Origin of the sequence: Bradyrhizobium sp. AZCC 1610 (assembly GCF_036924515.1) — a bacterium.
In the GTDB taxonomy this organism is placed as follows: Bacteria; Pseudomonadota; Alphaproteobacteria; order Rhizobiales; family Xanthobacteraceae; genus Bradyrhizobium.
In genome coordinates, this window is the sequence record NZ_JAZHRR010000001.1 from 2,095,820 (window position 1) to 2,121,381 (window position 25,562).

General features: G+C 60.8%; 21 protein-coding genes and 2 pseudogenes. 5 read left to right on the forward strand and 18 right to left on the reverse strand.

The window, feature by feature from the left end; translation table 11 throughout:
• Window positions 1-56: 56 nt before the first annotated feature.
• The 6 genes and pseudogenes from V1279_RS09935 to V1279_RS09960 all read right to left on the reverse strand — a co-directional run bounded on the left by V1279_RS09935 (window position 57) and on the right by V1279_RS09960 (window position 5,293).
• Window positions 57-1,244 carry a 6-phosphofructokinase gene (locus V1279_RS09935; RefSeq protein WP_334434816.1) on the reverse strand — a complete coding sequence of 396 codons (1,188 nt, stop codon included), beginning with the start codon at window positions 1,242-1,244 and terminating at the stop codon, window positions 57-59.
• Between the two features lie 21 nt (window positions 1,245-1,265).
• Window positions 1,266-2,411 carry a fructose-1,6-bisphosphatase gene (locus V1279_RS09940; protein ID WP_334434818.1) on the reverse strand — a complete coding sequence of 382 codons (1,146 nt, stop codon included), beginning with the start codon at window positions 2,409-2,411 and terminating at the stop codon, window positions 1,266-1,268.
• A gap of 338 nt (window positions 2,412-2,749) precedes the next feature.
• Window positions 2,750-4,306 carry a serine hydrolase domain-containing protein gene (locus V1279_RS09945; protein WP_334434820.1) on the reverse strand — a complete coding sequence of 519 codons (1,557 nt, stop codon included), beginning with the start codon at window positions 4,304-4,306 and terminating at the stop codon, window positions 2,750-2,752.
• Between the two features lie 229 nt (window positions 4,307-4,535).
• A pseudogene (locus tag V1279_RS09950) lies at window positions 4,536-4,682 on the reverse strand (fumarylacetoacetate hydrolase family protein); the annotation flags it as partial.
• Between the two features lie 44 nt (window positions 4,683-4,726).
• Window positions 4,727-4,912 carry a hypothetical protein gene (locus tag V1279_RS09955; protein ID WP_334434822.1) on the reverse strand — a complete coding sequence of 62 codons (186 nt, stop codon included), beginning with the start codon at window positions 4,910-4,912 and terminating at the stop codon, window positions 4,727-4,729.
• A 162-nt stretch (window positions 4,913-5,074) separates the two neighbouring features.
• On the reverse strand, window positions 5,075-5,293 hold the full coding sequence (locus tag V1279_RS09960; RefSeq protein ID WP_334434825.1) for a hypothetical protein: 219 nt from the start codon (window positions 5,291-5,293) through the stop codon (window positions 5,075-5,077).
• A gap of 444 nt (window positions 5,294-5,737) precedes the next feature.
• On the opposite strand from V1279_RS09960, the gene V1279_RS09965 reads away from it, so the two are divergent.
• Together V1279_RS09965 and V1279_RS09970 are read left to right on the forward strand one after the other, a co-directional pair.
• Window positions 5,738-6,196: a cupin domain-containing protein gene (locus V1279_RS09965; protein WP_334434828.1), complete on the forward strand. Its 459-nt coding sequence runs from the start codon at window positions 5,738-5,740 to the stop codon at window positions 6,194-6,196.
• A 67-nt stretch (window positions 6,197-6,263) separates the two neighbouring features.
• Complete coding sequence (locus tag V1279_RS09970) at window positions 6,264-6,740, forward strand: SgcJ/EcaC family oxidoreductase (protein WP_334434830.1); 477 nt, start codon at window positions 6,264-6,266, stop codon at window positions 6,738-6,740.
• Window positions 6,741-7,291: 551 nt separating this feature from the next.
• Here V1279_RS09970 and V1279_RS09975 read toward each other — a convergent pair.
• Entirely contained in the window at window positions 7,292-8,380 is a 1,089-nt protein-coding gene (locus tag V1279_RS09975) for a hypothetical protein (RefSeq protein ID WP_334434832.1), read from the reverse strand.
• A gap of 136 nt (window positions 8,381-8,516) precedes the next feature.
• Here V1279_RS09975 and pdxR point away from each other — a divergent pair, with 136 nt between their 5' ends.
• Window positions 8,517-10,013 carry a MocR-like pyridoxine biosynthesis transcription factor PdxR gene (gene pdxR, locus V1279_RS09980; protein WP_334434834.1) on the forward strand — a complete coding sequence of 499 codons (1,497 nt, stop codon included), beginning with the start codon at window positions 8,517-8,519 and terminating at the stop codon, window positions 10,011-10,013.
• A gap of 180 nt (window positions 10,014-10,193) precedes the next feature.
• Here pdxR and V1279_RS09985 read toward each other — a convergent pair whose 3' ends face one another.
• From V1279_RS09985 to V1279_RS10035, 11 genes are all read right to left on the reverse strand, one after another.
• On the reverse strand, window positions 10,194-10,982 hold the full coding sequence (locus tag V1279_RS09985) for a fumarylacetoacetate hydrolase family protein (RefSeq protein WP_334434837.1): 789 nt from the start codon (window positions 10,980-10,982) through the stop codon (window positions 10,194-10,196).
• On the reverse strand, window positions 10,982-12,004 hold the full coding sequence (locus V1279_RS09990; RefSeq protein WP_334434839.1) for a 2-dehydropantoate 2-reductase: 1,023 nt from the start codon (window positions 12,002-12,004) through the stop codon (window positions 10,982-10,984). The genes V1279_RS09985 and V1279_RS09990 overlap by 1 nt, the downstream gene beginning before the upstream one ends.
• A 92-nt stretch (window positions 12,005-12,096) precedes the next feature.
• Window positions 12,097-12,528 carry a CBS domain-containing protein gene (locus V1279_RS09995; protein ID WP_334434842.1) on the reverse strand — a complete coding sequence of 144 codons (432 nt, stop codon included), beginning with the start codon at window positions 12,526-12,528 and terminating at the stop codon, window positions 12,097-12,099.
• Window positions 12,529-12,800: 272 nt separating this feature from the next.
• Window positions 12,801-14,096 carry an oxalate/formate MFS antiporter gene (gene oxlT, locus V1279_RS10000; protein ID WP_334434845.1) on the reverse strand — a complete coding sequence of 432 codons (1,296 nt, stop codon included), beginning with the start codon at window positions 14,094-14,096 and terminating at the stop codon, window positions 12,801-12,803.
• Between the two features lie 199 nt (window positions 14,097-14,295).
• Window positions 14,296-15,816, reverse strand: a complete 1,521-nt coding sequence (locus V1279_RS10005) for a tripartite tricarboxylate transporter permease (RefSeq protein WP_334434847.1) — start codon at window positions 15,814-15,816, stop codon at window positions 14,296-14,298.
• Between the two features lie 32 nt (window positions 15,817-15,848).
• Window positions 15,849-16,346 (reverse strand): tripartite tricarboxylate transporter TctB family protein, encoded by a 498-nt coding sequence (locus V1279_RS10010; protein WP_334434850.1) that lies wholly within the window; start codon window positions 16,344-16,346, stop codon window positions 15,849-15,851.
• Between the two features lie 85 nt (window positions 16,347-16,431).
• A complete protein-coding gene (locus V1279_RS10015) occupies window positions 16,432-17,442 on the reverse strand; it encodes a Bug family tripartite tricarboxylate transporter substrate binding protein (RefSeq protein ID WP_334434853.1) in 1,011 nt (336 codons plus the stop codon).
• A 554-nt stretch (window positions 17,443-17,996) separates the two neighbouring features.
• Window positions 17,997-18,134, reverse strand: a complete 138-nt coding sequence (locus V1279_RS10020; RefSeq protein ID WP_334434855.1) for a hypothetical protein — start codon at window positions 18,132-18,134, stop codon at window positions 17,997-17,999.
• Window positions 18,135-18,333: 199 nt separating this feature from the next.
• On the reverse strand, window positions 18,334-19,611 hold the full coding sequence (frc, locus tag V1279_RS10025) for a formyl-CoA transferase (RefSeq protein WP_334434857.1): 1,278 nt from the start codon (window positions 19,609-19,611) through the stop codon (window positions 18,334-18,336).
• Window positions 19,612-19,674: 63 nt separating this feature from the next.
• On the reverse strand, window positions 19,675-21,405 hold the full coding sequence (oxc, locus tag V1279_RS10030; protein WP_334434859.1) for an oxalyl-CoA decarboxylase: 1,731 nt from the start codon (window positions 21,403-21,405) through the stop codon (window positions 19,675-19,677).
• A gap of 65 nt (window positions 21,406-21,470) precedes the next feature.
• Complete coding sequence (locus tag V1279_RS10035; protein WP_442894884.1) at window positions 21,471-22,166, reverse strand: GntR family transcriptional regulator; 696 nt, start codon at window positions 22,164-22,166, stop codon at window positions 21,471-21,473.
• Between the two features lie 220 nt (window positions 22,167-22,386).
• Between V1279_RS10035 and V1279_RS10040 the strand changes: the two are divergent.
• Window positions 22,387-24,553 (forward strand): annotated as a pseudogene (locus V1279_RS10040) (acetate--CoA ligase family protein).
• 121 nt (window positions 24,554-24,674) lie between these two features.
• Entirely contained in the window at window positions 24,675-25,526 is an 852-nt protein-coding gene (locus V1279_RS10045) for an IclR family transcriptional regulator (RefSeq protein WP_334434865.1), read from the forward strand.
• Window positions 25,527-25,562 lie beyond the last annotated feature (36 nt).

Consider the following 25,562-nt stretch of genomic DNA (forward strand, 5'->3'; position numbering starts at 1 on the left):
CATTACCGCCGAAGCTACCCCACAGGAGGCGTTCTTGGGGGTTACCACCTGCCACCCTATGACGCGCGGTTGAGAAAGATCGGCAGCCCGCGCTTGTTGCCGTAGATGGGGCGGTAGCGCTCCGTGTTGTACGTGTTGGCGACGTCCAATTTGCGCGGCCCGAGCTTGGCGTCAGGGATGCGCACGAGGTCGTAGCGCCCCTCCACCAGCGCCGACATGCGGCCGGTCTTGCCTTCCAGGATGGCATCGTAGGCCATGTTACCGAAAGTCAGGGCCACGAGCTTGTCCATGAAGTCCGGATTGCCAGATCGCAGGTCGTAGGTGAGGTCAGACGTGATCGTCTCCTCGCCGACGCGCCGCTTGATCTCGTCGGCGAACGATTCCGCCACGCTCGCCTTCTTGCGATGGCCGTAGGCATCGGGCTCGCCGTATTCCTGCACCTCGTAGCCCTCCCACGCGGCGCCCTCGCTGAGCACGACGAGCGCGTAGTTGCTTGGGTTGGCGCGCTTCTCCTCGACGAGCAACTGGATCAGCTTGTCGAGATCGAACTTGTACTCCGGTATGACGCACCGTATCGAGGTGGCGTACGCGGTGTAGAGCGCCGTAAATCCGGCATCGCGGCCAAAGACGCGGAAAATGCCGATTCGCTCGTGCGATCCGACAGTGGTGCGCTGCCGCTGGATGGCGTCGCTGGCGCGGGTGATCGCGGTCGAGAAGCCGATGCAGTACTCGGTGTTGCGGACGTCGTTGTCCATCGTCTTCGGGATGGCGATGATCTTGACGCCGAGATCGTTGAGCCTGGCTGCATAACTGAGCGTGTCGTCGCCGCCGATGGCGATCAGATGGTCGATGCCGAGCCCCGAGAGGTTCGCCAGCACCTGGCCGGTGACGTCCCACGTCCTGGTTGCGATGCCGCCCTTGGTGCTGAGCGAGGCTGGAAAGTCGTTGCTGACGAGGTGATCTGGCAGCTTCTTCATCTTGGACGGATTGGTGCGGCTCGAGTGCAGCACGGTGCCGCCGCTCCGGTCTATAGTGCGTGTGTTGTCACGGTTCAACGGGATGATGTAGTGGGACCTGCTGGCCGGGTCCTCGAGGTTCACGTGCGTGAGGGCCTCCCAACCACGGCGGAGGCCGACGACCTCGATGTCGTTCTCGCTGCCGCGATATGTCACGCTCTTGATGACGGCGTTGAGACCGGGAACGTCGCCGCCGCCCGTGAGAATGCCGATGCGCCTTTTTGCCATACCCACCTCGCAGGCGGTCCGTTACTCGGCCGCTTCCGGCTTGCGCTCCTTGCGCACCTGAAAGCGCTTCAGCAGTGAAGACACGGTGTCGCGGAAGCCACCATACTCCAGCTCGGAATAGGGCAGCATCGCGGCTCCGGACCAACCCTGGCTGCGCATCTCGATGGCCTTGCGCTGGGCGCGCCGGCGGACCTCGTCCCACGCCGGGTTGTCGAAGAAATCGGTAAAGGACTCCGAAAAACGGCCGTCCTTGTCGATCGAAAAGCCGGTGCAGGAAACGATCGGGAGGCAGTACATGCCTGTCACCGGTGTGTTAATTGGCACAGGCATGAGCGGCATCACGTGCGAGCCGCGCGCATCGCCGCCTACGAAGTGCGCCTTCGCGAGCGGCGAGACGATTTCTTCGGGCGCCGGGAAAATCCCCTGGTTCCTGACGATCGCGACCGGATCGTCCTTGCCGGTGTACTTGCCTGCGATCGCGTGAAGACGCTGCGCCGAAACGGCGACGGCGACCTCGCCATGGGTCCGGGAAACGATGCGATCAATGCCAAAGCGCTCGTTGTCGCGGAGCAGCGCGGCAATGTGGTAGCCATCCGCGGGCGCGTCGAGTTCGATCACGCTGTCGCCGGCCGTGTTGTCCATGTCGATGACATGGAAACGGAATCCCTTGATCATCGGGGGCAGCATCAGCCCGGCGCAATACATGGGATCGGCAAAGGCGAGGTAGAGCGGCAGGTTGTAGGCGCCGGGGCCGCATTTGTCGGCGGCGAACACCATGAAGGACTCCGCAGGTCTCGCGCCCGAGAGGCTGTGGTCGAAGCTGAGCTCGGCGACGCCCGGGCCGGCGCCACGGACGTTTCCGGACGGTGCGTCGACGAGAAGATCCTGGCCGGCGCCATAAAGCCCGGAGGTTTTCGCGACCGAGGTGGCCGCGAGGAACGCCTTCCAGGCAAGTTGATGCACCTCGGAGCTCCCTTCGCCCCGTGTGTGCGTCATGATGATCGCAATGTCGTCGCCGGTGTGGCAGACGAAAGCGTCGATCAGCAGGCCATCGCAGATCGCCTTCGCGACCGCGCCCTCGACAGCCGCCATCATGCGTGTAGACGGTTTCGTGTGGCCGCCAACGGAGCCTATGTCAGCCTTGATGACCGAAAGGGTGAGTCTCATGAGCGTTCCCTCCGCCAGCGCAACGCAGCGCCTCGGCGTCCGCGCTTGCTGCGCCGGGGCGACGGCGCTGCTCATTTCCGCGAAAAAGAACGTCTAAGATTCCGTTCGGTTCCACAAATGCCCTTCTCGAAAGGCTCGGGCTCATCCGGTAGCCGGGATCATCGATCACCGTAAAGATCATGCCAGAAGCGATGGGATACCAGCGCCGCCATTTGCTGCGTACGAGCCCGCTATTTGGCACTTTTCGGAAGCGGGGCGGTTTCCGACCTGAGTCCGGAATGCGCGCCAAAGCGGAACATCGGCGTATTCGCGCCCGCCACTGGCGGCCTCACTGCATTTCATTCGCTCATCTCGCCGTGCAGTTCCGCTTTGAAACCGTCCGTATTTTCAAAGTTCACCGTCACCTTGTCGCCGTCGAAGCTCAACGTCCACGTCTGGATTTCTCCGCGTCCCAGGATCCGCCGCTCCATCGCAAAGGTGCGTTCGTTGATCCAGCGTCCCTTGGCGGCGTTTATCCCGTAAAGCGCCGGAGGGCTCTTGCGATAGAACCCGTCAAGCCCGACCAGTCCGGTAAATCGGTCGGTGGGCCGCTCCGCCTTGCCGGTATAGGTGGTGATCACCCACGACGAATCCGAATCGAGAAAATTCAACGTGAAACTCTTCACGCGAAGCTCGTTGTCGGTGAATTGATAGGCCTTTCCCGAAACCGTCTTGGCCAGTTCCGGCGCGCCGGCGACAGCGGTCGGCTTTTCTGTCGCAGCCTGGCGCGTCGCGTTGGTCAGCAACGTGCTCGCAATGGGGTCGGCGGGCAAAGGCTTGTCCGATTTGACCGCTTTGGAAATGTCGTCGATCAGCCCGGAGATCGAATAAAACTCGTTGTCCCGCAAGACGCCGGTCATGACGGCGACGATATCCTGTTTCGGAATGATCAGGATCAGTTGTGAATGACGGCCGCGCGCCATATAGGCTCCCTTGTCGGGAAGCGACCACCATAGATTTGCATAATGAAATCCATTGGTGGCGGCAATCTTGCCCTCCTTCGATCGTTCGACCCATGAGGAGGGAATGATCTGCTTTCTCTCCCACATTCCGTTGCGAAGGTAGAGATAACCAATTCTCGCCATGTCATGCGGTGAAAGGAAAAGTCCGGCCTCTCCAATCGTGACGCCCTGCGCATCGACGGCTCCCCATTTGGCGCTCTTGATGCCAAGCGGTTCGAACAGCTCCTTCTTCGCGAAATCGAATGCGTTCTGCCCGGACTTCCTGTTGATCAGCGCGGACAGCAGATAGGGGTTGCCGCCATTGTAATTGAACTTGGCGCCGGGCGCGCCTGCCATCGGCTGGTTGAGCACGAAGGCGGTACGATCAGGACTTTTGAACATCCGCATGAGCGTCTCGTCGGGGGTGTAAAACCGCTCCACCCACTCGATGCCCGAGGTCATGTCGAGAAGGCTCTGAACCGTCATCGCCGTTTTTCGGTCATCGACATTCTGAATTTCCTTGTCGGAAAACAGATCGATGACCGGATGGTCGACGCTATCAAGGCCGCCCTTTTGCAACTGGATCGCGGTCAGCGTGCCAACCACGCTCTTGGTGACCGATCTCAGATCGTGGCTGATGCCGGGGACGTAGGGAGCGTAGTAGGCTTCAGCCACGATCCTTCCATGCCGGATGATCATGAGGCTGTCTTGCTTGTAGGTGCCCACGGTCTCTATCAGCCGGGCAAGGCTGGCCGAGTCCATGCCTTGCTCTTCAGGGGTCGAAACAGGCCACGATTTCGTCGGCCAGACTTCCTGCAGATCCTGACCATCGGTCGCGCCAATTGCCGCATTGTATCCAGCAAGGCACTGAAACCCCGCAACCAGTGCGGCAATGGCCACCATTCGGAGACGCATTCGACATCCTCCCATCGACGCCCGTTACGGTGCGTCAGCAGTCACAGACGCGGCAATCATAGATTGAAAGCGTAACGGGATCGAGCCCCGGGAGCGCCTAACTGCCGGTTTTGGGGGCTTTTGGGAAGTGGGGGCAGCGTCCGACGTCAGTCCGTCATGCGCGCCCAAGGCGCACATCGGCCGATCAATCCGGATGAATGGGTTACGCCACAGGTTGAGGCGCCGCCGCCTACTGCCTGAACTCGTTGGTCAATTCGCCAATGCCGTCGATCGCGACCGTCACCGTGTTGACCGGCTCCTTCATGACGCCGATGCCGACCGATGTGCCGCAGGCGATTAGATCGCCGGGCAGGAGCGTCATGTTGTGCGAGATCTTCATCGTCCGGCGCTCGTCGCGTTAACTGACGATATTTCAGAATCTCAATTCCGCTGCGCAACTTTGACATCGCGAATTGCCAGATGAAGGCTGATCGTGCCCACAATGACGGGAAGTAGTCCCACGAGTATCCAAGCCAAATGCGAGCCAGCGCCGATCGTGCCGGCGGCAATCCAAATTCCAAAGGCGATGATACCTACCGAAATTGAGAGCGAGAATGCGTCATTCATGATGACCTCCAAAGGCCTATGCCTGTCGGATGAATGCCAGCCTGTCGTCAAGTTTCGGCATCAACCCGGGCCCGCCACTCAACCTCATCTGCCAGCTCGCAAAGGCAGGGCAGGCAGGCATGTCGTGGCTTTGTCGTCCGCCGTCTCCGGCTCGGCAGGGTCCTAAGAACCGCCTCTGGCGGGGAATAGCTTGTCTGTGGAACGATCGAGCCGCTTATCGGAGCCTTGCGCCCCGTTTAGATGACCGACGAGTTCGCCGGAAAGCCGATAGATATTGATGCCTTTTAGATTGTAAAGTTTTTGGCCCTTAAGGTCGAAGATGGCCGTACCGTCCGCCACCCCGACGTGGATGCCATTGCTATTGAAAATGTTGCCGCTCATGACTGACCTCCAGGCGAGGCTTCCGAACCAAGCTGCGCTTGTTGGACCCAGATAGCGAGACAATTCGGGCGCCGCGCCGGACACTTTGGGTGTATCCCGACGACCATCGCCAAGGCCAACCGAGGCAATTTAGCCCGGAGGCTTTAATATTCACCCGTGAGAAGCTTTGTGACCTCCGGCAATTTAAGGGGTCTGTTAGATCGCAGTCGACGCAGCGGAACTCGCGTCCTCCCGTTTTCACGGGCATAATCGACCAAAGCGGACACGGACCTTTTGGCAACCTATCAAGTCAACATCTCTGACTTATGGTTCGCCCGTCGCTGATGATGTAGTTTGACACGCGTTGACGCACGCAACGTTGTGGCGCGCAGCTTCAATCTAGTTTCCACACTGACCGCGCATGGCGATTTGCGTCTCTTGCTGCACAGCTTGGGAGGAGCTCGCATGAACAAATTGCTGCTAACGGCGACCTGTTTGATTGCACTCTCGATTCCGGCAATGGCGCAAAATACTGAGGTCCGGGTGATGCCCGATACGCTCACATGGAAGGATAATCCGGCCTTTCCGAAGGGCGTTCAGATTGCCACCTTGGTCGGTGATCCCACGAAAGCGGGCGAGGTCATCGTCTTACGCATCAAGTTTCCACCTAACTTCCAAATGCCTCCGCATACTCATCCCTATTCCGAAGTTGTCACAGTCATAAGTGGTGACGTCGGCACTAGCCATGGTGAAAAATTCGAAAAGAAGGGTGATCTCCTAAAGCCAGGCTCGTTATGGGTGTATCCCGCAAAACACCCGCATTACGCTTGGACCGGAAGCGAGGAAGGGATACTTCAAGTTCAATTTACCGGCCCAGGTGGCATCGATTACATCAATCCGGCTGACGATCCGCGCAAACAGTAGCCGCCCGCATTGCAAGAGGCCGTCTCACGCGGACACTTTTCTGTCCGGTATTCCAAGGGAGGATGTCATGCGGTCTTCTCCAAAAGTAGCGAGCGCAGCACTTGCCCTGTGCATGGTGTTGTTATCGTTTGGCTCCAGCGCTTTGGTCGAGCCGAAAGCGAACGCGGAGGTGGCGGCGGCGACCTCGGCATGGGGGCAGGCTATTGGCGAAAGCGATCCCGAAAAGGTGTTACCGTTCTATTCGGATGATGCCGTGCTCTGGGGCACGCTGTCGCCGACCGTGCGCTCCGACCGGGCGGCGCTGCGAGACTATTTCGTGACCGCCTTCAAGGTTCTGCCCGGCCTCAAGGTCGCCTTCGGCGATCAGCTGATCCGCGTGTACGGGAATGCGGCGGTCAATACCGGCTACTATACGTTCTCCTACGTCAAGGATGGCGAGACGAAGAGCTTGCCCGCGCGCTACAGCTTCACCTACGTCAAGAACGGCGAGCGTTGGCTGATCGTCGACCACCATTCCTCGGCCATGCCATCAACCCCGAGATAGCCCACCAGGTTGTCGATTGGTGACACCCGTAGGGCTCAGCTGCGGCGCGTTCGTGGCTATCTGTTCGTCCGGACTTGGCCTGAAGCCGCCGATCTGCGAAACCATCGCTACTGGACGAGAGGCGAACCAGGTTCGTACCGTCACGTCACTTCCGTGACTGACACGTTTCGGACTTGGCACTCGCGATCGGCGATGTCTGTTCATCGGGGGATTGTGTTGAAAAAGTCCTTTTTCGTTGATGACTGAAAATTCTCAGGACCGCTGGTGCGTCTCTCTCGCTGCGGGGTGAGGGACCACATCAATTATCGCAAAAATGATCGCTGGCCCTCGTATCGATTCTACAGAACCTAGCAGTGACTGAAATCGCCAATGCGCTACATTTGCGAGATTTTAGGAGTCCCGCGATTTTCGAGTTTTTCAACACAATCCGGGGTAAAGCGGAAATCGCTCCTGACCGCGCCGAAGTCTGAAAATGACCCCATTGCGGACTTCACCCCCGACCTGACTGGCGGGAGCGGGGCCTCGGGCAAGACAATGACACCTCTGAGATCTCACGGTGTTATCCATAGACTAACGTGCAGCCCGCACATCGACAAGATTATCGTCGCGGCAACGGCGGCGCCGACCCCGATGATTGGCCAGGCAACCGTGCTGGCCGTTGTGATCGAAACGCCATGGGACAGGAGCGCACCTCTTAAGCCGCAGGCCAGATGAATGAACAGCGCCCAAACCGCCAGCGAGTAGTGCGGGATGAGCCTCACATTCCAGGCATCGTGCAGCAGACCGGTCGGCGCGCCGGACGCAAAGAGAAAATCGGTGTCGACCTTCATCACCATGCGTCCCAAGACGAAGACGGCAATTATATGTGACACGATGTACAGAGCCAGATATATGCCGGCTGTCGTTTGCAGAGTTGCGAACAGATCCGCCTTGACACGCATGCGCACCCCCCACAGGGCAAGTCCGCTCGCGATCTGAAAGATGAACAGGGTGACGAGCAATGGCTGGACAGTGTCCGTGCGGTAGACATGCCGCAATGTCTGCAACACCATCTTGTGCACATCGACGTCCCATATCGCCGTTAGATGGTTGGCGATGTGTGGTGCCAGGAAGATCGCCAGAATGATAACGGCGGATATTCCATGAGCCGTCCGAAGCGCCGGCGATAGCACACGGTGAGATTCGCGCTCTGCTGCTTCGTTCGCCTGGCTGCGGGTGAAGATCAGAATTGCCGCAGCGATCCATATTATCGCCCACAAGACATAATCACCGTTGGTGACGCCGGCGATGTAAAAGGCAACACCGATGAGCGTGAACAGTGGCGGACTGGCGACGGCCAGGTGAGCCGTGATGCGTCCGACACGCGACAGCGATCGATCGGCACTCCAACCGAGCTGATAGGCGATGACGAACCCAACAACGGGAACGCCATAGCAGAGGATCAGGGAACCGCCGACAGTGACCGCACCCAACAGCCATTCGCCCGGTTCGTGAGCACTGCCAACGAGACCGAAGCTCCGATTCAACGCCAACAGCGCCACCGGGTAAGAGAGTGCGGCGACAGCAGGTATGGTGCACACGTATGGGCACCACCGCCCCTGAAGCGGCGCAATGACATGATCGTGGGCGCTGAGAACCATCGGACCTCCTCGATTCTCGCCGGTGCAAGGGAACTCGGTCGAGGGCTGCCTTCTTGAATACGAAATGCGCACAAGTGGATTTCGTCGGTGGACCATTTTTGAGTTTTTTCATGGTCCATTTTGACCTGGAGGCATCATGTCGAAGCGGTCGCGCTCACAAGATGTCGCACTCGGGGCGTGCCCACACGGCCAAGCCACATTTCGTTGGCTTACCGAACAACTCGGTGCGGCCATGCTGGATGGAAGGTTGACTGCCGGCACGCCGTTACCGTCCTCGCGCGACCTTGCGCGCCAATACGGTATCGCGCGCGGAACGGTGGTTAGGGCGTTCAGGCAGCTACAGGCCGAAGGCTTCATCTCAAGCAAGGTCGGCGCTGGCACCTTTGTCTCGGCGAGAGTGCCCGATCAACGGAGCTTCGAAGCGCACAAGCCGGTGATCGCAGAAAGCGGAAAGCCGAAACTCGGCTTCTCTGCGCGCGGTCAAACGATGACTACCACGTGCTTTCCGCTGAAACCGATTGCAAGAGTCGGTGTTGCTTTCCGTGCTTATCAACCCGATCTAGAAGCGTTCCCGCTCGCCCTCTGGTCGCGGATTGCAGCTCGCCGGCAACGCCTCGCCCGCAAGGAGCTGCTCGGGGTTGGAGATCCTCTCGGTTATCGGCCGCTCCGAGAAGCGGTGGCCGCCTATCTCGGTTCGGCACGCGGTGTCGTCTGCGATGCCGATCAGGTCGTTATCGTTTCAAGCGTTCAGCAGGCGCTCGACTTGGCATCACGCTTATTGCTCAACACCAATGACCCGGTGTGGATCGAGGATCCCGGATTTCCCGGGGCGCGCCTCGTCCTCGAAGCGGCGGAGTTGAAGCCCGTTCCAGTTCCAGTTGATTCTCGTGGGATAGATGTCGCAGCCGGCCAGCGCTTGTGTTCAGCTGCGCGGATGGCATATGTCACGCCGGCGCATCAAGTACCTCTCGGCAGTCGCCTCTCTCTGGAACGCCGGTTGACTCTGCTGGAATGGGCGCATCGACAAGGATCCTGGATTTTCGAGGACGATTACGACAGCGAATTCCGTTACGACGGCAGCCCATTCGCTGCACTCAAAAGCTTGGACAGGTATGGGGTCGTTCTCTACTCGGGATCTTTCAGTAAGATGCTCTTTCCCGCATTGCGCTTGGCTTACTTGGTGGTCCCACCGGCGCTCGTCGACGGCTTCGCGGCTGCCCGATCGATTGTGGACCGTTTTCCCCCGACTTTCGGACAAGCCGTGCTGTGTGATTTTGTCGTTGAAGGCCATTTTGCAAGGCACCTCCGGTCCATGCGCGAGCTTTATGGCTCTCGCCTGATGGCGCTGCGAGAAGGCGTCCGCCGGCTTTCCGGAATCCTTAAGCTCGCACCCGAATCCGCAGGATTGGAGATTGTTGCGTGGTTGCCCTCGGAGATCGATGATCGGGCTGCTGTCAATGCTGCTGCGCAGCGCAGCGTCGAGGTGCGGGCGCTTTCAAGCTACATTGTCAAGCGATCCGCCCCGAACGGGCTCGTTCTTGGCTTTGCGGCTGTCGACGTCACCCGCATCGACGTGGGGCTAGGTCAACTTGCCGAAGCCTTGGGTAAGGTCGCGAAGCGTCAGCTGACCTGAACGAATTGCCCAGTCTGTTGTCCAAGCTCTTAGCGCGGGTCATGGGACAACTAGCGCCGCTCTTGGCACTATTCGGAAGTGGGGCGGTGTCCGACTAGAGTCCGCAATGCGCGCCAAAGCGGACATCGGCCGCCCGATCCGAATTAATGAGTTCACGCCATGCGTTTCAGGCGCTGGCGCCTACTGCCTGAACTCGTTGGTCAGCTCGCCGATGCCGTCGATTGCGACCGTCACCGTGTTGACCGGCTCCTTCATGACGCCGATGCCGACCGATGTGCCGCAGGCGATCAGATCGCCGGGCAGCAGCGTCATGTCGTGCGAGATCTTGCTGACGAGCTCTTGGGCGCTGAAGATCATGTCTGATATGGGATAGTTCTGGCGTTCGGCGCCGTTGAGGATCGTGCGCACCACGAGGCTTGCCGGATCGATCCCTGCGGTGATGACGGGGCCGAACGGCCCGTAGCCGTCAAAACCCTTGGCGCGCGCCCACTGGGCGAAAGTGGCGTCGCGGTTGAGGATGTCGTTGGCGGTGACGTCGTTGACGCAGGTGTAGCCGAAGATGAAGTCGTCGGCTTCGTCTGCGGAAACGTTGGTGCAGGGCTTTCCGATGACGATGCCGAGTTCGCCCTCATAGGTGGTCTTGCCGTCATAGGAGACGGGACGTTCGATTACCGCGCCCGGCCCGGTGACGCTGGTGGTGGCCTTCAGGAGATACAAGGGCTCGGCCGGCTCCGGCTGTTGCAGCTTGGCGGCGAGCGCATGAAAATTGTTCCAGAGCGCGACGATCTTGGTCGGCTCGGTCGGCGCCAGCACCTCGACGTCGCCGAGCGCCAGGATTTGTCCGCTCGGCTTCGAGCTACCGAACATGCTGCCGTCATGCACTGATATACCTGATGGCGTGAGCACGCCGAAGCCGGTCTTACCCCGGTAACGGAAGCGAACCCAGTTGGTCACGTTACGCTGCAGCATCACGCCACCGCCGGAATTTTTGCTTCCGGCGCCGGAAGCACGGTTCCGTCGTAGAGGCCGGCGATCTTGGCGCGCTGCGCGACCAGCGCCAGCACCGCATCCAGCGACGGCGTCGGTATCCTGGTCAGCCGTCCCATTTCCTGAACCACGGTCACCAGCGGATCGATTTCCATCGGACGGCTGCGCTCGAGATCCTGCAGCATCGAGGTCTTGTGCGCGCCGACCTTGCGCGCGCCCTCGATGCGCCGCTCGACATCGACGCGGAATTTGACGCCGAAGGATTCGGCGATCGCCTGCGCCTCCAGCATGATCGCCTTCGACAGCGCGCGGGTGGGGGGATCGGAGCAGATCACGTCGAGGGTGGCATGCGTGAGCGCGCTGACCGGGTTGAGGCAGACATTGCCCCACAGCTTGAGCCAGATCTCGTCGCGAATGCGGTCGAGAACGGGGGCCTGCATGCCGGCCTTGGTGAACACTTCCGAAAGCCGCTGGACGTCCTCGGTGATCTCGCCGGAGGGCTCGCCGAGCGGGAAGCGGTCGCCATAGACGTGACGAATCACGCCGGGCGCCTCGATCTCGGTGGCGGGGTAGACGATGCAGCCGATCGCGCGCTGCGGCGTCAGTTCGCGCCACTGCCGTCCGCCGGGATCGATGCTCTCCAGCGTCGAGCCCTCAAGGGCGCCGCCATGCTTGTAGAAGTACCAGTAGGGGATGCCGTTGACGGCGGTGACGACGCGAGTCTGCGGCCCGAGCAGCGGCTGCATCTGCTCCAGCACGCCGGTGATCGAGTGCGCCTTCAGGCAGATGATGACGAAATCCTGCACCCCGAGTTCGGCCGGGTTGTCGGTGCAGCGCGGATGCACCACGCGCTCTTCGTCACCGATCAGGAGCTTGAGCCCATTGGCGCGCATGGCCGCGAGATGCGCGCCGCGCGCCACCAGGCCGACATCGACGCCCGCGCGCGCGAGTTGCACACCGATATAGCCGCCGATCGCGCCGGCGCCGTAGATACAGATTTTCATGGGATCTTTCGGTGGTTGATGATCGAGCGTCAGCGTTGCGCCGGTGCTGAGTTCATGTCAGGCCGGCGCGTTGGAGCTGCTGAGGTTCCCTGTCAAGCCGACGCGGCCAGCTTGAAGGGCGTTGCTTCGTCGTCGAACGCGTTGAAGATATCGCGAATGCTGATGACGCCGATCAGGCTGTAATTGTCGATCACAGGCACGTGGCGGATGTGGTGCTTGCTCATGAGGTGACGGACATGCTCGAGCGTATCCGTCGATGTGCAGGAGACGAGCTGTTGCACTGAAATAAATTGCGAAACGCGCATATTCACCCCGGCCGCGCCGTGCTCGGCGATGGCGCGCACCACGTCACGTTCGGTGAACATGCCGACCGCCGTGTTGCCCTCGGTGCGGACCACATCCTTGACGACCAGCGCGCTGATATTGCTGGAGCGCATCAGTTGCGCTGCAATGGCGACGGTCTCGTTCATGCGAACCGTTGCGACACGGGCGACTTTCTTGCGCAGAATATCTCCGACTTGCATGGCGACCTCCTTGGGTGAAGCATTACCTCAAGTCTGGTATACATAATGCCAATTGTCAACACGCCTGGCGGTGGAAATCTTTCGCCGGGATGGAGATAAATAGGCAGTATTACTGACGTTCTTGAGGTGCAGCATCTCAGCTGCAGGAGGGTGAGCCGCCCCTGCAGCGGTTCGGAAAACGCTCAGGTATACCAGAGGCCGTCCAGGCAAAAGAAAACGCGCCCATCCCGGAGGATGAGCGCGCTTGTTTCGAACAACCAATCCGGTTCGGATCAGGCCGCCATCTGCGATTTGGCGACCACCGTTTTGCGCCACGGCTTGAGCACCGTGATCGCCAGCAGCGAGGCCAGGATATTCGCACCGGCCGCGATGATGAACACGTTGTCCCAATTGCCCGAAGACTGCTGCATGTAGTTCGCCACCGGCACCAGCAGCGCCGCCGTACCCTTTGCCGTATAGAGCAGGCCGGCATTGGTGGTCGCGAACTTCGAACCGAAGGTATCGGTGCAGGTCGAGGGGAAGAGGGAGTAGATCTCGCCCCAGGCAAAGAACACGAAGCCCGACAGCAGCACAAACCACACCGGATCGTGGCCCAGCATGTAGAGGCCCCAGATGCCGATGCCTTCCATGCCGAACGCGATGAACATGGTGTTCTCGCGGCCGATCATGTCCGAGATCCAGCCGAAGAAGGGGCGGGTCAGGCCGTTGAGGACGCGATCGATGGTGGCGGCGAACGTCACTGCCGTCATCGTCACCGCCATCAGCGTGACCGGCACGCTGTCGACCTTCCAGTCGACGGCGATCGGCTTGAGGTTGGCGGTGACCATCAATCCGCCGGCGCCGACGATCACGAACATGAAATACATCAGCCAGAAGATCGGCTGGCGGATCACCTCGGTCGGCTGATAATTGCGGCGGGTCTGGATGATGTTGGCGTTCTGCGTCACCGCGGGCACTTGTCCGGTTTTCGGCGAGAACAGGAAGAAGGCGAGGATCACGATGATGATGCCCTGTCCGAGACCGAAATAGAGGAAGGTGGTCTGGAAGCCGGAGTCCTTGATCATCGCCTGGATCGGCGCGACCGTCAGCGCCGAGCCCGCGCCGAATCCGGCGGCGGTGATGCCGGCGGCGAGGCCGCGCTTGTCGGGAAACCATTTCAGCGCGTTGCCGACGCAGGTGCCGTACACGCCACCGGCGCCAATGCCGGCGATGATCATGCCGAGATAGAAGCCGTTGAGGGTGGTCGCCTGGGCGTTGATCGCCCATCCGATGGCGCAGAGGATGCCGCCGACGAGCACGACGATGCGCGGGCCGTATTTATCGACGAACCATCCCTCGACCGGCACCAGCCAGGTCTCGAACAGCACGAAAAGCGTAAATGCCCACTGGATCGACGCGCGATCCCATCCGAATTTCTTCTGGATGTCGGGGACGAAGAAAGTCCAACCATATTGATAATTGGCGATCATCACCATCGCGGCGACGCCGATGGCCAATTGGGTCCAGCGATAGGCATCGCTGACTCGGGCCGCCGCGACGGGGGCCGCTCCTTGCACTGTGTCCGTCATTTTTCCTCCAAGGGGCTGTTCTATCGGTACCCGACAGCTCCATGAAAGTCTGGTATATGTTATGCCAGTAGACAAGAGAAAATTTTACACAGGCTGTGAAAATTTCGATTTCCGCAGAAGTGCTGTGAGCACAAAAAGGCCGCGCAGTTTGCGCGGCCTTTTCTCCCGGAAGCCTAACTAAATCGTTGTTTCGCCGCGGTTAAGCGACACTGCCGCCCGGCCCGGCGACCATACTCCGCAAGCGGGTATAGCCTTCCTGGATGACCGACCAGAACAGTGCGATCAAGCCCAGGATCATGATCGTGCTGACGAGCGGGTTGGAAAGGAATATGCCAAACGAACCCTGGGATCCCAGAAGCGACTGCCGGAAGGCCTCTTCCGCCTTGTCGCCGAGCACGATGGCCAGCACCAGCGGGGCGAGGGGATAATTGCACTTCTTGAGCAGATAGCCGACCACGCCGAACACCAGCATCAGCATGACGTCAAACGTAGAGCTGTGGACCGAATAGGCGCCGATCGCGCAGAGCACCAGGATCAGCGGTGCAATGATGCTGAAGGGCACGCGCAGGATCGCCGCGAAAATCGGCACGCAAGTCAGCACGACAATCAGGCCGACGAGGTTGCCGAGATACATCGAGGCGATCAGGCCCCAGACGAATTCCTTCTGTTCGACGAACAGCATGGGTCCGGGTTGCAGACCCCAGATCAACAGGCCGCCCAGCAACACCGCAGCCGTCGGCGAGCCGGGCACGCCGAGCGAGAGCATCGGAAGCAAGGCCGCGGTGCCCGCGGCGTGGGCCGCGGTTTCCGGCGCGACCACACCTTCGATCTCGCCTTTGCCGAAGTTCTTGCCGTTCTTCGCCACGCGCTTGGCGATGCCGTAACTCATGAACGAGGCCGGAGTAGCGCCCGCCGGCGTGATGCCCATCCAGCAGCCGATGAAGCAGGAGCGCAACGAGGTCATCCAGTATTTTGGCAATTCCTTCCAGGTCTGCAGCACGACCCGCAAGTTGATCTTGGCCTTGCCGCCGCGGAAGGCGAGCCCTTCCTCCATGGTCAGAAGGATTTCACCAATGCCGAACAGCCCGATCACGGCAATGAGGAAGTCGAAGCCGTTGAGCAGATGGGTGACGCCGAACGTCAGCCGCAACTGCCCGGTGATGGAATCAAGCCCTACAGCGGCGAGCGCAAAGCCGATCATCATCGCCGCGATGGTCTTGAACGGCGGCTCCTTGCTTAGGCCCACGAAGCTGCAGAATGCGAGGAAATACACCGCGAATTTTTCCGCTGGGCCAAATTGCAGCGCAAAGCTGGCGACCAGGGGAGCGACCAGCGTGATCATGATCACGGCGAACAGCGCGCCGACGAAGGATGAGGTGAAGGCGGCGGTCAGTGCCTCGCCGGCCTTGCCCTGCTGTGCCATCGGATAGCCGTCGAACGTCGTGGCTACCGACCACGGTTCTCCGGGTATGTTGAAGAGAATTGAGGTGATCGCGCCGCCGAACAGCGCACCCCAATAGATGCACGACAACATGATGATGGCCGACGTCGGCGACATGCTGAATGTCAGCGGCAGCAGGATGGCAACGCCATTGGCGCCGCCCAGTCCCGGAAGCACGCCGATGATGACACCGAGCACGATGCCGAGAACCATCAGCATGATGTTGTACGGCTGCAGCGCGACCGCAAAGCCGTGAAACAGATTGACGAGTTCTTCCATCCCGATAATCCAATCCTGACTGTGCGTCGTTGTTACAGATCGAGCCACTCTTCGACTGGTCCCTTTGGAAGCGGGACCATGAACCAGCGCTCGAAAATGAAGTAGGTGGCGATGGGCATACCGAACGCGACCGCCAGGACGACGATCCAGTTGTATTTACCCAGCCATCGCATGAACCATGCGATGAAGACGATCGAGGCGACGTACAGCCCGATGAACGGCATGGAGCCGACATAGATGGCCGTGGGAATAACGACGCTCAGAACCTGACGAAGCTGTCCCCATTCCGCGAACAGGCCGTCATTGTCTTCGCGCAGCCCGTGCCACAGATTGATTCCGCTCGAAACGAGGATGAAGATTCCGATATAGAACGGAAAGAACCCGGCGCGGGGTCCTTCGGGACCCCAGTTGATTCCCGCCTTGACGCTGCCCAAGATCACGATCACTCCAAACAGAGCGATCGCTAGCGTGACGCCTGCTTCCACGAGTTTGTGGGTCGGGCCGGTATTGCTCGAACTTCCTGTTGTCATCGAAACTCCGTGCGGAATCGAGCCTGCGGTACCAGAGCCCGCCGTCTGCGTTGCTATTCCAGTTCAGTCGATCAGTGCTTTTCGGTCAGTTTCCCGGCGCGAGGAAACCGGCGTCTTTCATCAAGACCTGGTGACGCTTGTCCTCGACCTCGACCCATTTGGCGTAGTCGGCGCCGGTCAGGAAGGTCGTGTTGAACGCACCGCTTTTCATGAATTCCTGCCACTCCGGAGTGGCGCGAACCTTCTTGAACAGCTCGACATAGTATTCGACCTGATCCTTGGTGGCCCTGGGCGACATGAAGATGCCGCGCAGCATCAGGTATTCCATGTCGAGACCTTCCGACTTGCAGGTCGGAATGTCCTTCCAGGCCTTGCCGTCGGCGATCGGCTCGTCATAGGCCATGCGCTGTGCGTCGAACACGCAGAGCGGGCGCAGCTTGCCGCCACGCCATTGCGCGACCGCCTCGATCGGATTGTTGACGGTCGAATCGACGTGATTGCCGACGAGCTGAACGGCGACTTCTCCGCCGCCCTTGTACGGGATGTAGGTGAAGCGGGCGCCGGTGGCCTTTTCGACGGCAACCGTAATGATCTGGTCTTCCTGTTTCGAACCGGTGCCGCCCATCTTGATGCTGCCGGCGGGAGCGGCCTTCACCGCATCGACGTAATCCTTCACCGTCTTGTACGGCTTGTCGGCGTTGACCCAGAGCACGAATTCGTCGAGCGCCAGCATGGCGACCGGCGTGAGATCCTTCCAACTGAACGGAATTCCAGTGGCGAGCGGAGTCGTGAAGAGGTTGGAGAGCGTGATGATGATCTTGTGCGGATTGCCGCCCGATCCCTTGACGTCGAGGAAGCCTTCGCCGCCGGCGCCGCCCGACTTGTTGATGACGACCAGCGGCTGCTTCATCAGATTGTGCTTGGTGACAATGCCCTGGATGGTGCGCGCCATCTGATCGGCGCCGCCGCCGGTACCGGCGGGAATGATGAATTCAACGGGGCGCACCGGTTCCCATGCGGCAGTCGCAGGAGCTGCGATTCCGCTGGCGCACAATGCAGCAATCGTCCCGAACGCAAGATATGCAGAACGCTTCATTTGGTTTCACTCCCGTCGAACTATGGTTACGCCGGTCTTTGCCGACTTTTAATTTCATCCCGATCAACCTTGTCGGGTATTCATGCACTCATGATCGCTTCATGCACTCATGATCGTCCTGCTGCAATGGTTTGCCCATCGCAGTCAGTTCCAAGCTTGAATTGTACGAGGGTCCCGTTGGAGCGGCATCCGCTCCTTTCGGCCAATGGCAAATTGCGATGCGCAAGAAAAGGGAAGCATGCATGCACTGCCCGTCCTCCGCCACATCGCGTTTCGCTGTCCCTTGCGGACTGCACGGCCTATCCCCCCAATGTGCGCTCATGCTTCTTGGGCGTGAGCTTTTAAGTATTCTTGTATATGATATGCCACAGTGCAAATGGTTTTTGCTTCCGATTGCCGCACTGGCCAATTTGTCGCAGATGGGCAGTTTCTCAGCAATCGGTTTGCGGCAAATGAAAATGGCCCCGGAAACCGGGGCCATTGACCGAAACATTGGTGGAAGGTCGCTCCGCAGCGTGCGCGGATCCGCGCGCCAGATGCTGCGAAATAAAGCGTCAGAGACCAAAATAGGGGAGGTCGCCGTTGCGGACGGCGATACGGCTGCTCGCGGTCAGAAGGCGGTCGATCAAGGCCATCAGGCGGCCGAACAGGGTGCTGGAGGGAAGGAGGCCGAGGGATGCAGTCTTGGACATGGATGTCCCCTTTTTCTGAAGTGGCGGAGCAGTTCCGCCTTTTGATCAAGGGGATTTTTGTATACCAGATACCAATCAACAATGGGTTTGTTTGCATAGCAGCAATCGAACGTTTGCAATGCAGCAAACTCACCGCTGGCATTCCAAATAAAAAGGCCGCCGGAACCCGGCGGCCTTGTATTCCAGATTACAACGCGGCTTACTCCGCCGCCTGCTTGCGCGGCGGCTCGAGCGCGCCGGAATCGTGGATCTCAGCTACCTGGTGGTCTGAGAAGCCGAGAACCTGACGCAGGATCTCATCGGTATGCTCGCCGAGCAGCGGCGACCTTGTCACCTCGCTCGGGCTGTCCGACAGCTTGATCGGATTGCCGACCGAGATGTACTTGCCGCGGGTCGGGTGATCGACCTCGACCACCGTGCCGGTCGCGCGCAGCGACTGGTCCTCGATGATCTCCTTCATGGACAGGATCGGGCCGCAGGGGATGTCGTCCTTGTTGAGGATCTCCATCGCCTCGAACTTTGTCTTGGTCATCGTCCACTGCTCAATGCGCGCGAAGATTTCGTTGAGCCGCGACAACCGGGCCGGCGGCTTGGCGTAATCCGGATGGGTCTTCCAGCCGGGTTCGCCGATCACGTCGCAGATCTTCTCCCACACCGGCGCTTGGGTGATGAAGTAGAGGTAGGCGTTGGGATCGGTCTCCCAGCCCTTGCACTTGACGATGCGGCCGGGCTGGCCGCCGCCGGAATCATTGCCGGCGCGCGGCACGGCTTCGCCGAACGGAATGCCTTCGCCGTACTGGCTGTATTCCTTCAGCGGACCATGGGCGAGGCGCTGCTGATCGCGCAGCTTGACGCGGGCGAGATTGAGCACACCGTCCTGCATCGCGGCGGTGACCTTCTGGCCCTGACCGGTCATGGTGCGCTGATAGAGCGCGGTGACGATGCCGAGCGCCAGATGCAGGCCGGTGCCGCTGTCGCCGATCTGCGCGCCGGTGACGAGCGGCAGCCCGTCGCGAAAGCCGGTGGTCGAGGCCGCGCCGCCAGTGCACTGCGCTACGTTCTCATACACCTTGCAGTCTTCGTAAGGTCCGGGACCAAATCCCTTGATCGAGGCCACGATCATCTTCGGGTTGAGGCTGTGGATCTTCTCCCAGGGGAAGCCCATGCGGTCGAGCACGCCGGGGCCGAAGTTCTCCACCAGCACGTCACAGGTCTTGATCAGCGCGGTCAGGACTTCCTTGCCCTTCGGGTTCTTGGTGTCGAGCGTGATCGAGCGCTTGTTGTGGTTGAGCATGGTGAAATACAGGCTGTCCACATTGGGAATGTCCTGCAACTGGCCACGCGTGATGTCGCCGACGCCGGGGCGCTCGACCTTGATCACGTCTGCGCCGAACCAGGCCAGCAATTGCGTGCAGGTCGGGCCCGACTGAACGTGGGTGAAATCAAGAATGCGAACGCCCTTGAGCGCCTTTGTCATCGTCTTTGCTCCGTACTGTGTCTGTCTGCCCTGCGCGTGCAGGATGAAACGGGTTGAAGTCGGCTATTTCTTTTTCAGAACGCTTTGCGGATTGAGGTTGCCGATGCGGCCGCTCTCGGAACCGGCCGCCGGATCGATCACGGCGTTGATGAGCGTCGGCTTACCGGAATCCATCGCTGCGTTGACGGCGCGCTTGAGCTCGTCGGGCGAGGTGGCGTTGATGCCGACGCCGCCGAACGCTTCCATCATCTTGTCGTAGCGCGAGCCCTTGACGAACACCGTCGTCGCCGGATCCGAACCGCCCGAATTGACGTCGGTGCCGCGATAGATGCCGTCATTGTTGAAGATGACGATGCAGACCGGAAGCTGGTAGCGGCAGATGGTCTCGATCTCCATGCCGGAGAAACCGAAGGCCGAGTCGCCCTCGATCGCGAGCACCGGCTTGCCGGTCTCGACGGCGGCTGCGATCGAATAGCCCATGCCGATGCCCATCACGCCCCAGGTGCCGACGTCGAGCCGCTTGCGCGGCTTGTACATGTCGATGACGCCGCGGGCGAGGTCGAGCGTATTGGCGCCTTCGTTGACCAGGATGGCGTCGGGCCGCTCCTTGATGATGGTGCGCAGTGCGCCGAGCGCGCCGTGATAATCCATCGGCGAGGCGTTGCTCATCAGCTTCGGCGCCATCTTGGCGACGTTGTCGTCACGCTTCTTGTTGACGGTGTTGACCCAGTCGGCGGGTGCTGCCGGCCAGCTGCCGCCCATGCCCTCGAGCAGCGCGGAGACGCAGGAGCCGACATCGCCGACCACCGGGGCCACGATCTCGACGTTGGAATCCATTTCCTTCGGCTCGATATCGATCTGGATGAATTTCTTCGGCGCATCGCCCCAGGTCTTGCCCTTGCCGTGCGACAGCAGCCAGTTGAGGCGGGCGCCGATCAGCATCACGACGTCGGCGTCCTTCAGCACCGTCGAGCGCGCCGCACCGGCCGACTGCGCATGCGTGTCGGGCAACAGGCCCTTGGCCATGCTCATCTGGAGGAACGGTACGCCAGTCTTTTCGACGAAGGCGCGGATCTCGTCGTCGGCCTGTGCATAGGCTGCGCCCTTGCCGAGGATGATGAGGGGGCGCTTGGCACCCTTGAGCACGTCGAGCGCGCGCTTGACGGCTGACGGGGCAGGGATCTGGGCGGGCGCTGCGTCGATCACCTTCACCAGCGACTTCGCGCCGGCAGCCGCGTCCATCACCTGGCCGAAAAGTTTTGCGGGCAGGTCGAGATAAACGCCGCCCGGGCGGCCAGAGACGGCGGCACGGATCGCGCGCGCCAGGCCAATGCCGATGTCGGCGGCGTGCAGGACGCGGAAGGCCGCCTTGCAGAGCGGCTTGGCGATCGCAAGCTGGTCCATTTCTTCATAGTCGCCCTGCTGCAGGTCGACGATCTCGCGTTCGGAGGAGCCCGAAATCAGGATCATCGGGAAGCAGTTGGTGGTGGCGTGGGCCAGCGCCGTGAGGCCATTGAGGAAGCCCGGCGCGGACACGGTGAGACAGACGCCGGGCTTCTTGGTCAAAAAGCCGGCAATGGAGGCGGCGTAGCCGGCATTCTGCTCGTGGCGGAACGAGAGCACGCGAATGCCCTCGGCCTGCATCATGCGTCCAAGATCCGTGATCGGGATGCCCGGCACACCATAGATGGTGTTGATGCCGTTGAGCTTGAGCGCATCGATGACGAGATGAAAGCCATCCGTCAGCTCTTGCTCGATGCCCGGTGCTTCGGACTTGGTCGCGGTATTCAGCATGGGCTTCATCTCCCTGATCGTTTGTTTCGGACGATTTTTCGTCGTCTTCTGCTGCGAAGTTACGTCTAGCTAAACAGTTCCTGCCCGTGAGCCTCGACGTAGGCGGCAAGGCCCAGCGTGTGGTCGCGTGCGCGTTTCTCGGCGAGTTCGGTGTCGCGTGCTTCCAGCGCTTCGATGATGCCCAGATGCTCGGGCAGCGAGGTCGCGGTGCGATCTTTCCGCCCGATGGTCAGTTGCCGGTAGCCGCGCACGTGCAGCAGGATATCGTTGGTCATGTCGACCAGCACCGGCGACTCCGACAGCGAGATCAGCGCCTGATGGAACGCTATATTGGCCTTGGAGTATTCCTCGACATGATCCTGCGGCAGCCGGTCCTTGCTAAAATCCTTGAAGAAATCGCGCAGTGCCGTGATGTCCTTCTTGCGTGCGGTGGTCGTGATCAGGCGTGCGGCCATGCTCTCGAGCGCGGCCCAGGCGCGGATCATGTCGACGATCTCGGTCTTGGTGCGGCGGACCACAATGATGCCGCGACGCGGCACGGTTTTGACGAAGCCATCCTGTTCCAGCATCGCTATGGCTTCGCGAATAGGGGTGCGGCTGACGCCGAGGCGTTCGGACAGCGCGCGCTCGTCGAGCATCACCTGCTCGGGCGTCGCATAGATGTCCATCTTGAGAATGGCTTCCTTCAAGGCCTCGTAGGCCTTGTTCTTGAAGCTCGTCTCGGGCGCAATCCGGACGATTGTAATATCAGCCTCAGCCATGACAGGCGGCGCCTTGGTTTGTTTACGTGCGGGCACGACTCGTCTCCTCCCTGTTTTTGGAGACGTCTTCTTAGCAGAAGAAACACCCGAATATTTTTGGCATACCAAATACCAGGATGTCAAGATGCCCGTGTTTTCGATGTTTCTGCGCGATAGTTTGTCTTGACAATCTGATCTCTGGCATACCAAATGCCATAAAACTAGCCCCAGGAGGAAGCCTATGTCAAATTCTGCAGATGCGGCCCGCAAGATCGCCGAGCCCAGCGCCCACCAGGCTGTCCGCCGGGTGCTCGATATGGTGAAAGCCGAGAAGCGCACCAGTCTGACCGCGCCGGAAGGCAAACTGGTGTGCGACGCCTACGGCATCCCGGTTCCGCAGGAAGGCGTGGCGAAGTCCGCCGCCGAGGCCGCCAAGCTCGCGTCCGCCATGGGTTTCCCGGTGGTGATGAAAATCGTCTCGCCGGACATTCTCCACAAGACCGAAGCCGGCGGCGTCGTGGTCGCGCGTCAAAACCGCGGCCGATGCGGAAAAGACCTACGAGACCATCCTCGCCAACGCCAGGAAGTATAAGGCTGACGCCAAGATCGAGGGCATCCAGGTCCAGCAGATGCTGGCCGGCGGCACCGAGGTCATCGTCGGCTCCATCACCGACGGCTCGTTCGGCAAGCTGGTGGCGTTCGGCCTCGGCGGCGTGCTGGTCGAAGTGTTGAAGGACATCACCTTCCGCCTCGCGCCCGCCACCAAGGACGATGCCCTGTCGATGCTCGACGGCATCCAGGCCCATGACATGCTCAAGGGCGTGCGCGGCGGCGATCCGGTCTCTCGCGATGCGCTGGCCGACATCATCGTCAAGGTGTCGCAGCTCGTCAGCGATTTCCCCGAAATCGTCGAACTCGATCTCAACCCGGTGTTCGCCACCAAGAAGGACGCGATTGCCGCCGACGTCCGCATCGTCGTCGACTTCGACTACAAGCCGCGCCCGGCGCCGCGCCCGACCGATGAAATCGTCGCAGCAATGAACCGCATCATGCAGCCGGTGGGCGTGGCCGTGATCGGCGCCTCCGCCGAGGACGGCAAGATCGGCAACTCCGTGATGAAGAACCTGATCAACGGCGGCTACAAGGGCGAGATCTATCCGATCCATCCCAAGGCCGCAGAAATCCTGGGCTACAAGGCTTACAAGAGCGTCAAGGACGTCCCCGGCGTGATCGACACGGCGGTGTTCGCGATCCCCGCGAAGTTCGTTGCAGGCGCGCTGGTCGAATGCGGCGAAAAGAAAATTCCAGGCGCGGTTCTGATTCCGTCGGGCTTTGCCGAAGCGGGTGCCCCCGAATTGCAGGCCGAGATCGTCGAAGTCGGCAAGAAGTACAACATCCGCCTGATGGGGCCGAACATCTACGGCTTCTATTATACGCCCGCCAATCTCTGCGCCACGTTCTGCACCGCCTACGACGTCAAGGGTTCGGCGGCGCTGTCGTCGCAGTCCGGCGGCATCGGCATGGCGATCATCGGCTTCTCGCGCTCGGCCAAGATGGGCGTCTCCGCGATCGTCGGCCTCGGCAACAAGTCCGACATCGACGAGGACGATCTGCTCGCCTTCTTCGAGCAGGATCCGAACACCGCGATCATCGCGCAGCACTGCGAAGACTTAAAGGACGGCCGCGCCTTTGCGGAAGCCGCCAAGCGCGTCTCCAAGAAGAAGCCGGTGGTGGTGCTGAAGGCGGGCCGCACATCGGCCGGTGCGAAGGCTGCCTCGTCGCATACCGGCGCGCTCGCCGGCAATGACAAGATCTACGAAGACGTATTCGCTCAGTCCGGCGTGATCCGTGCCCGGTCCTTGCGGCAATTGCTCGAATTCGCCCGCGGCGTGCCGGTGCTGCCGACGCCGAAGGGCGAGAACATCCTGATCATCACCGGTGCGGGCGGTTCGGGCGTGCTGCTCTCGGACTCGGTTGTGGATAACGGCCTGTCGCTGATGACGATGCCGCCGGATCTTGACGCCGCGTTCCGCAAATTCATCCCGCCGTTCGGTGCGGCCGGAAATCCTGTGGATATCACCGGCGGCGAGCCGCCGATCACCTACGTCAACACCGTGAAGCTCGGCCTGTCGGACGAGCGGATCCATTCGCTGATCCTCGGCTACTGGCACACCATCGTGACGCCGCCGATGGTATTCGCCCGCAACATGGTCGAGGTGAAGAAGGAGATGGAGGCCAAGGGTTTCGTCAAACCGATCGTTGCCTCGCTCGCCGGCGACGTCGAGGTCGAGGAAGCCGCCGAGTATCTCTACCAGAACGGCATCCCGGCCTATGCCTATTCGACCGAACTGCCGGTCGAGGTGCTGGGCGCCAAGTACAAGTGGGCGCGCGGCGCGGGCCTGCTCTGAGTTAGACGATCGATGCCGCTTCGGTTCGCCGAAGCGGCATTTTCTTTTGACGCTCGACAAGAAGCGAAATTGCCAGGAATTCAGCGGCTCACGGTCTGATACCCGATAGAGGCAGGTCGCGATGAAGCGAAACGTGATCCGGCGCAAACCGGTCGAGCCGAAATCCGGCGCCGACAATGATTCCGATCCCAGGGATGGCGGCGTCCAGTCGGTTGACCGCGCGCTCTCCATCATCGAAGTGCTGGCCGAAGACGACGAGGGCTATCGGCTGACCGATCTCGCGGTTCGCACGGGGTTGTCGACCTCGACCGTGCACCGCCTGCTGGCGACGCTGGAGAAGCGCCGCTTCGTTCAGTTCGACCGTACCGAATCAAAATGGCATGTCGGCGCGCAGAGCTTTGCGGTCGGTGCGACCTTCACCCGCCGCCGCAACTTCACGGCGCAGGCGATGCCTTATTTGCGCAAGCTGCGGGATCTTACCCGCGAAACCGCCAATCTCGCCGTGGTCGACGACGAATCCATCATCGTCCTGACCCGCATGGAAAGCCGCGAGATCATGCGCTCGCTGACCAAGGTCGGGGGCCGCGTCGCCATGGTCGCTTCCGGCGTCGGCAAGGCCGTGCTCGCCACCTATTCCGATGCGGACGTCAACGCGATCATCTGCCGCCAGGGCATGCCGCGCCTGACGGAGAAGTCGATCGTGCGGCCGGGCGAGCTGTTCCGGGAGCTCGAGGCGATCCGGCGCCAGGGCTATGCGGTCGACGATGAGGAGGCGCGCATGGGGCTGCGCTGCGTCGCCGCCGTCGTCTACAGCGACTGCAGCGAGCCGCTGGCGGCGATTTCCGTCTCCGGCATGACCTCGCGCGTCACCGAGGAGCGTGTGCCCGAGCTCGGAAAAATCGTGCGCGACGTCGCGGCGGAGCTGACGGTTGCGCTCGGTGGCGTGATGCCAGAGGCGAAATCGCTCACATGAAGAGCGTCGGTCTCGGATCTTCGCTGTACTCGAATG

Excerpts from the sequence above, each read along its gene's own strand:
- V1279_RS09935 (WP_334434816.1), bottom strand. The coding sequence starts at position 1,244 with ATGGCAAAAAGGCGCATCGGCATTCTCACGGGCGGCGGCGACGTTCCC.
- V1279_RS09940 (WP_334434818.1), bottom strand. The coding sequence starts at position 2,411 with ATGAGACTCACCCTTTCGGTCATCAAGGCTGACATAGGCTCCGTTGGC.
- V1279_RS09945 (WP_334434820.1), bottom strand. The coding sequence starts at position 4,306 with ATGCGTCTCCGAATGGTGGCCATTGCCGCACTGGTTGCGGGGTTTCAG.
- V1279_RS09955 (WP_334434822.1), bottom strand. The coding sequence starts at position 4,912 with ATGAATGACGCATTCTCGCTCTCAATTTCGGTAGGTATCATCGCCTTT.
- V1279_RS09960 (WP_334434825.1), bottom strand. The coding sequence starts at position 5,293 with ATGAGCGGCAACATTTTCAATAGCAATGGCATCCACGTCGGGGTGGCG.
- V1279_RS09965 (WP_334434828.1), top strand. The coding sequence starts at position 5,738 with ATGAACAAATTGCTGCTAACGGCGACCTGTTTGATTGCACTCTCGATT.
- V1279_RS09970 (WP_334434830.1), top strand. The coding sequence starts at position 6,264 with ATGCGGTCTTCTCCAAAAGTAGCGAGCGCAGCACTTGCCCTGTGCATG.
- V1279_RS09975 (WP_334434832.1), bottom strand. The coding sequence starts at position 8,380 with ATGGTTCTCAGCGCCCACGATCATGTCATTGCGCCGCTTCAGGGGCGG.
- pdxR (WP_334434834.1), top strand. The coding sequence starts at position 8,517 with ATGTCGAAGCGGTCGCGCTCACAAGATGTCGCACTCGGGGCGTGCCCA.
- V1279_RS09985 (WP_334434837.1), bottom strand. The coding sequence starts at position 10,982 with ATGCTGCAGCGTAACGTGACCAACTGGGTTCGCTTCCGTTACCGGGGT.
- V1279_RS09990 (WP_334434839.1), bottom strand. The coding sequence starts at position 12,004 with ATGAAAATCTGTATCTACGGCGCCGGCGCGATCGGCGGCTATATCGGT.
- V1279_RS09995 (WP_334434842.1), bottom strand. The coding sequence starts at position 12,528 with ATGCAAGTCGGAGATATTCTGCGCAAGAAAGTCGCCCGTGTCGCAACG.
- oxlT (WP_334434845.1), bottom strand. The coding sequence starts at position 14,096 with ATGACGGACACAGTGCAAGGAGCGGCCCCCGTCGCGGCGGCCCGAGTC.
- V1279_RS10005 (WP_334434847.1), bottom strand. The coding sequence starts at position 15,816 with ATGGAAGAACTCGTCAATCTGTTTCACGGCTTTGCGGTCGCGCTGCAG.
- V1279_RS10010 (WP_334434850.1), bottom strand. The coding sequence starts at position 16,346 with ATGACAACAGGAAGTTCGAGCAATACCGGCCCGACCCACAAACTCGTG.
- V1279_RS10015 (WP_334434853.1), bottom strand. The coding sequence starts at position 17,442 with ATGAAGCGTTCTGCATATCTTGCGTTCGGGACGATTGCTGCATTGTGC.
- V1279_RS10020 (WP_334434855.1), bottom strand. The coding sequence starts at position 18,134 with ATGTCCAAGACTGCATCCCTCGGCCTCCTTCCCTCCAGCACCCTGTTC.
- frc (WP_334434857.1), bottom strand. The coding sequence starts at position 19,611 with ATGACAAAGGCGCTCAAGGGCGTTCGCATTCTTGATTTCACCCACGTT.
- oxc (WP_334434859.1), bottom strand. The coding sequence starts at position 21,405 with ATGCTGAATACCGCGACCAAGTCCGAAGCACCGGGCATCGAGCAAGAG.
- V1279_RS10035 (WP_442894884.1), bottom strand. The coding sequence starts at position 22,166 with ATGGCTGAGGCTGATATTACAATCGTCCGGATTGCGCCCGAGACGAGC.
- V1279_RS10045 (WP_334434865.1), top strand. The coding sequence starts at position 24,675 with ATGAAGCGAAACGTGATCCGGCGCAAACCGGTCGAGCCGAAATCCGGC.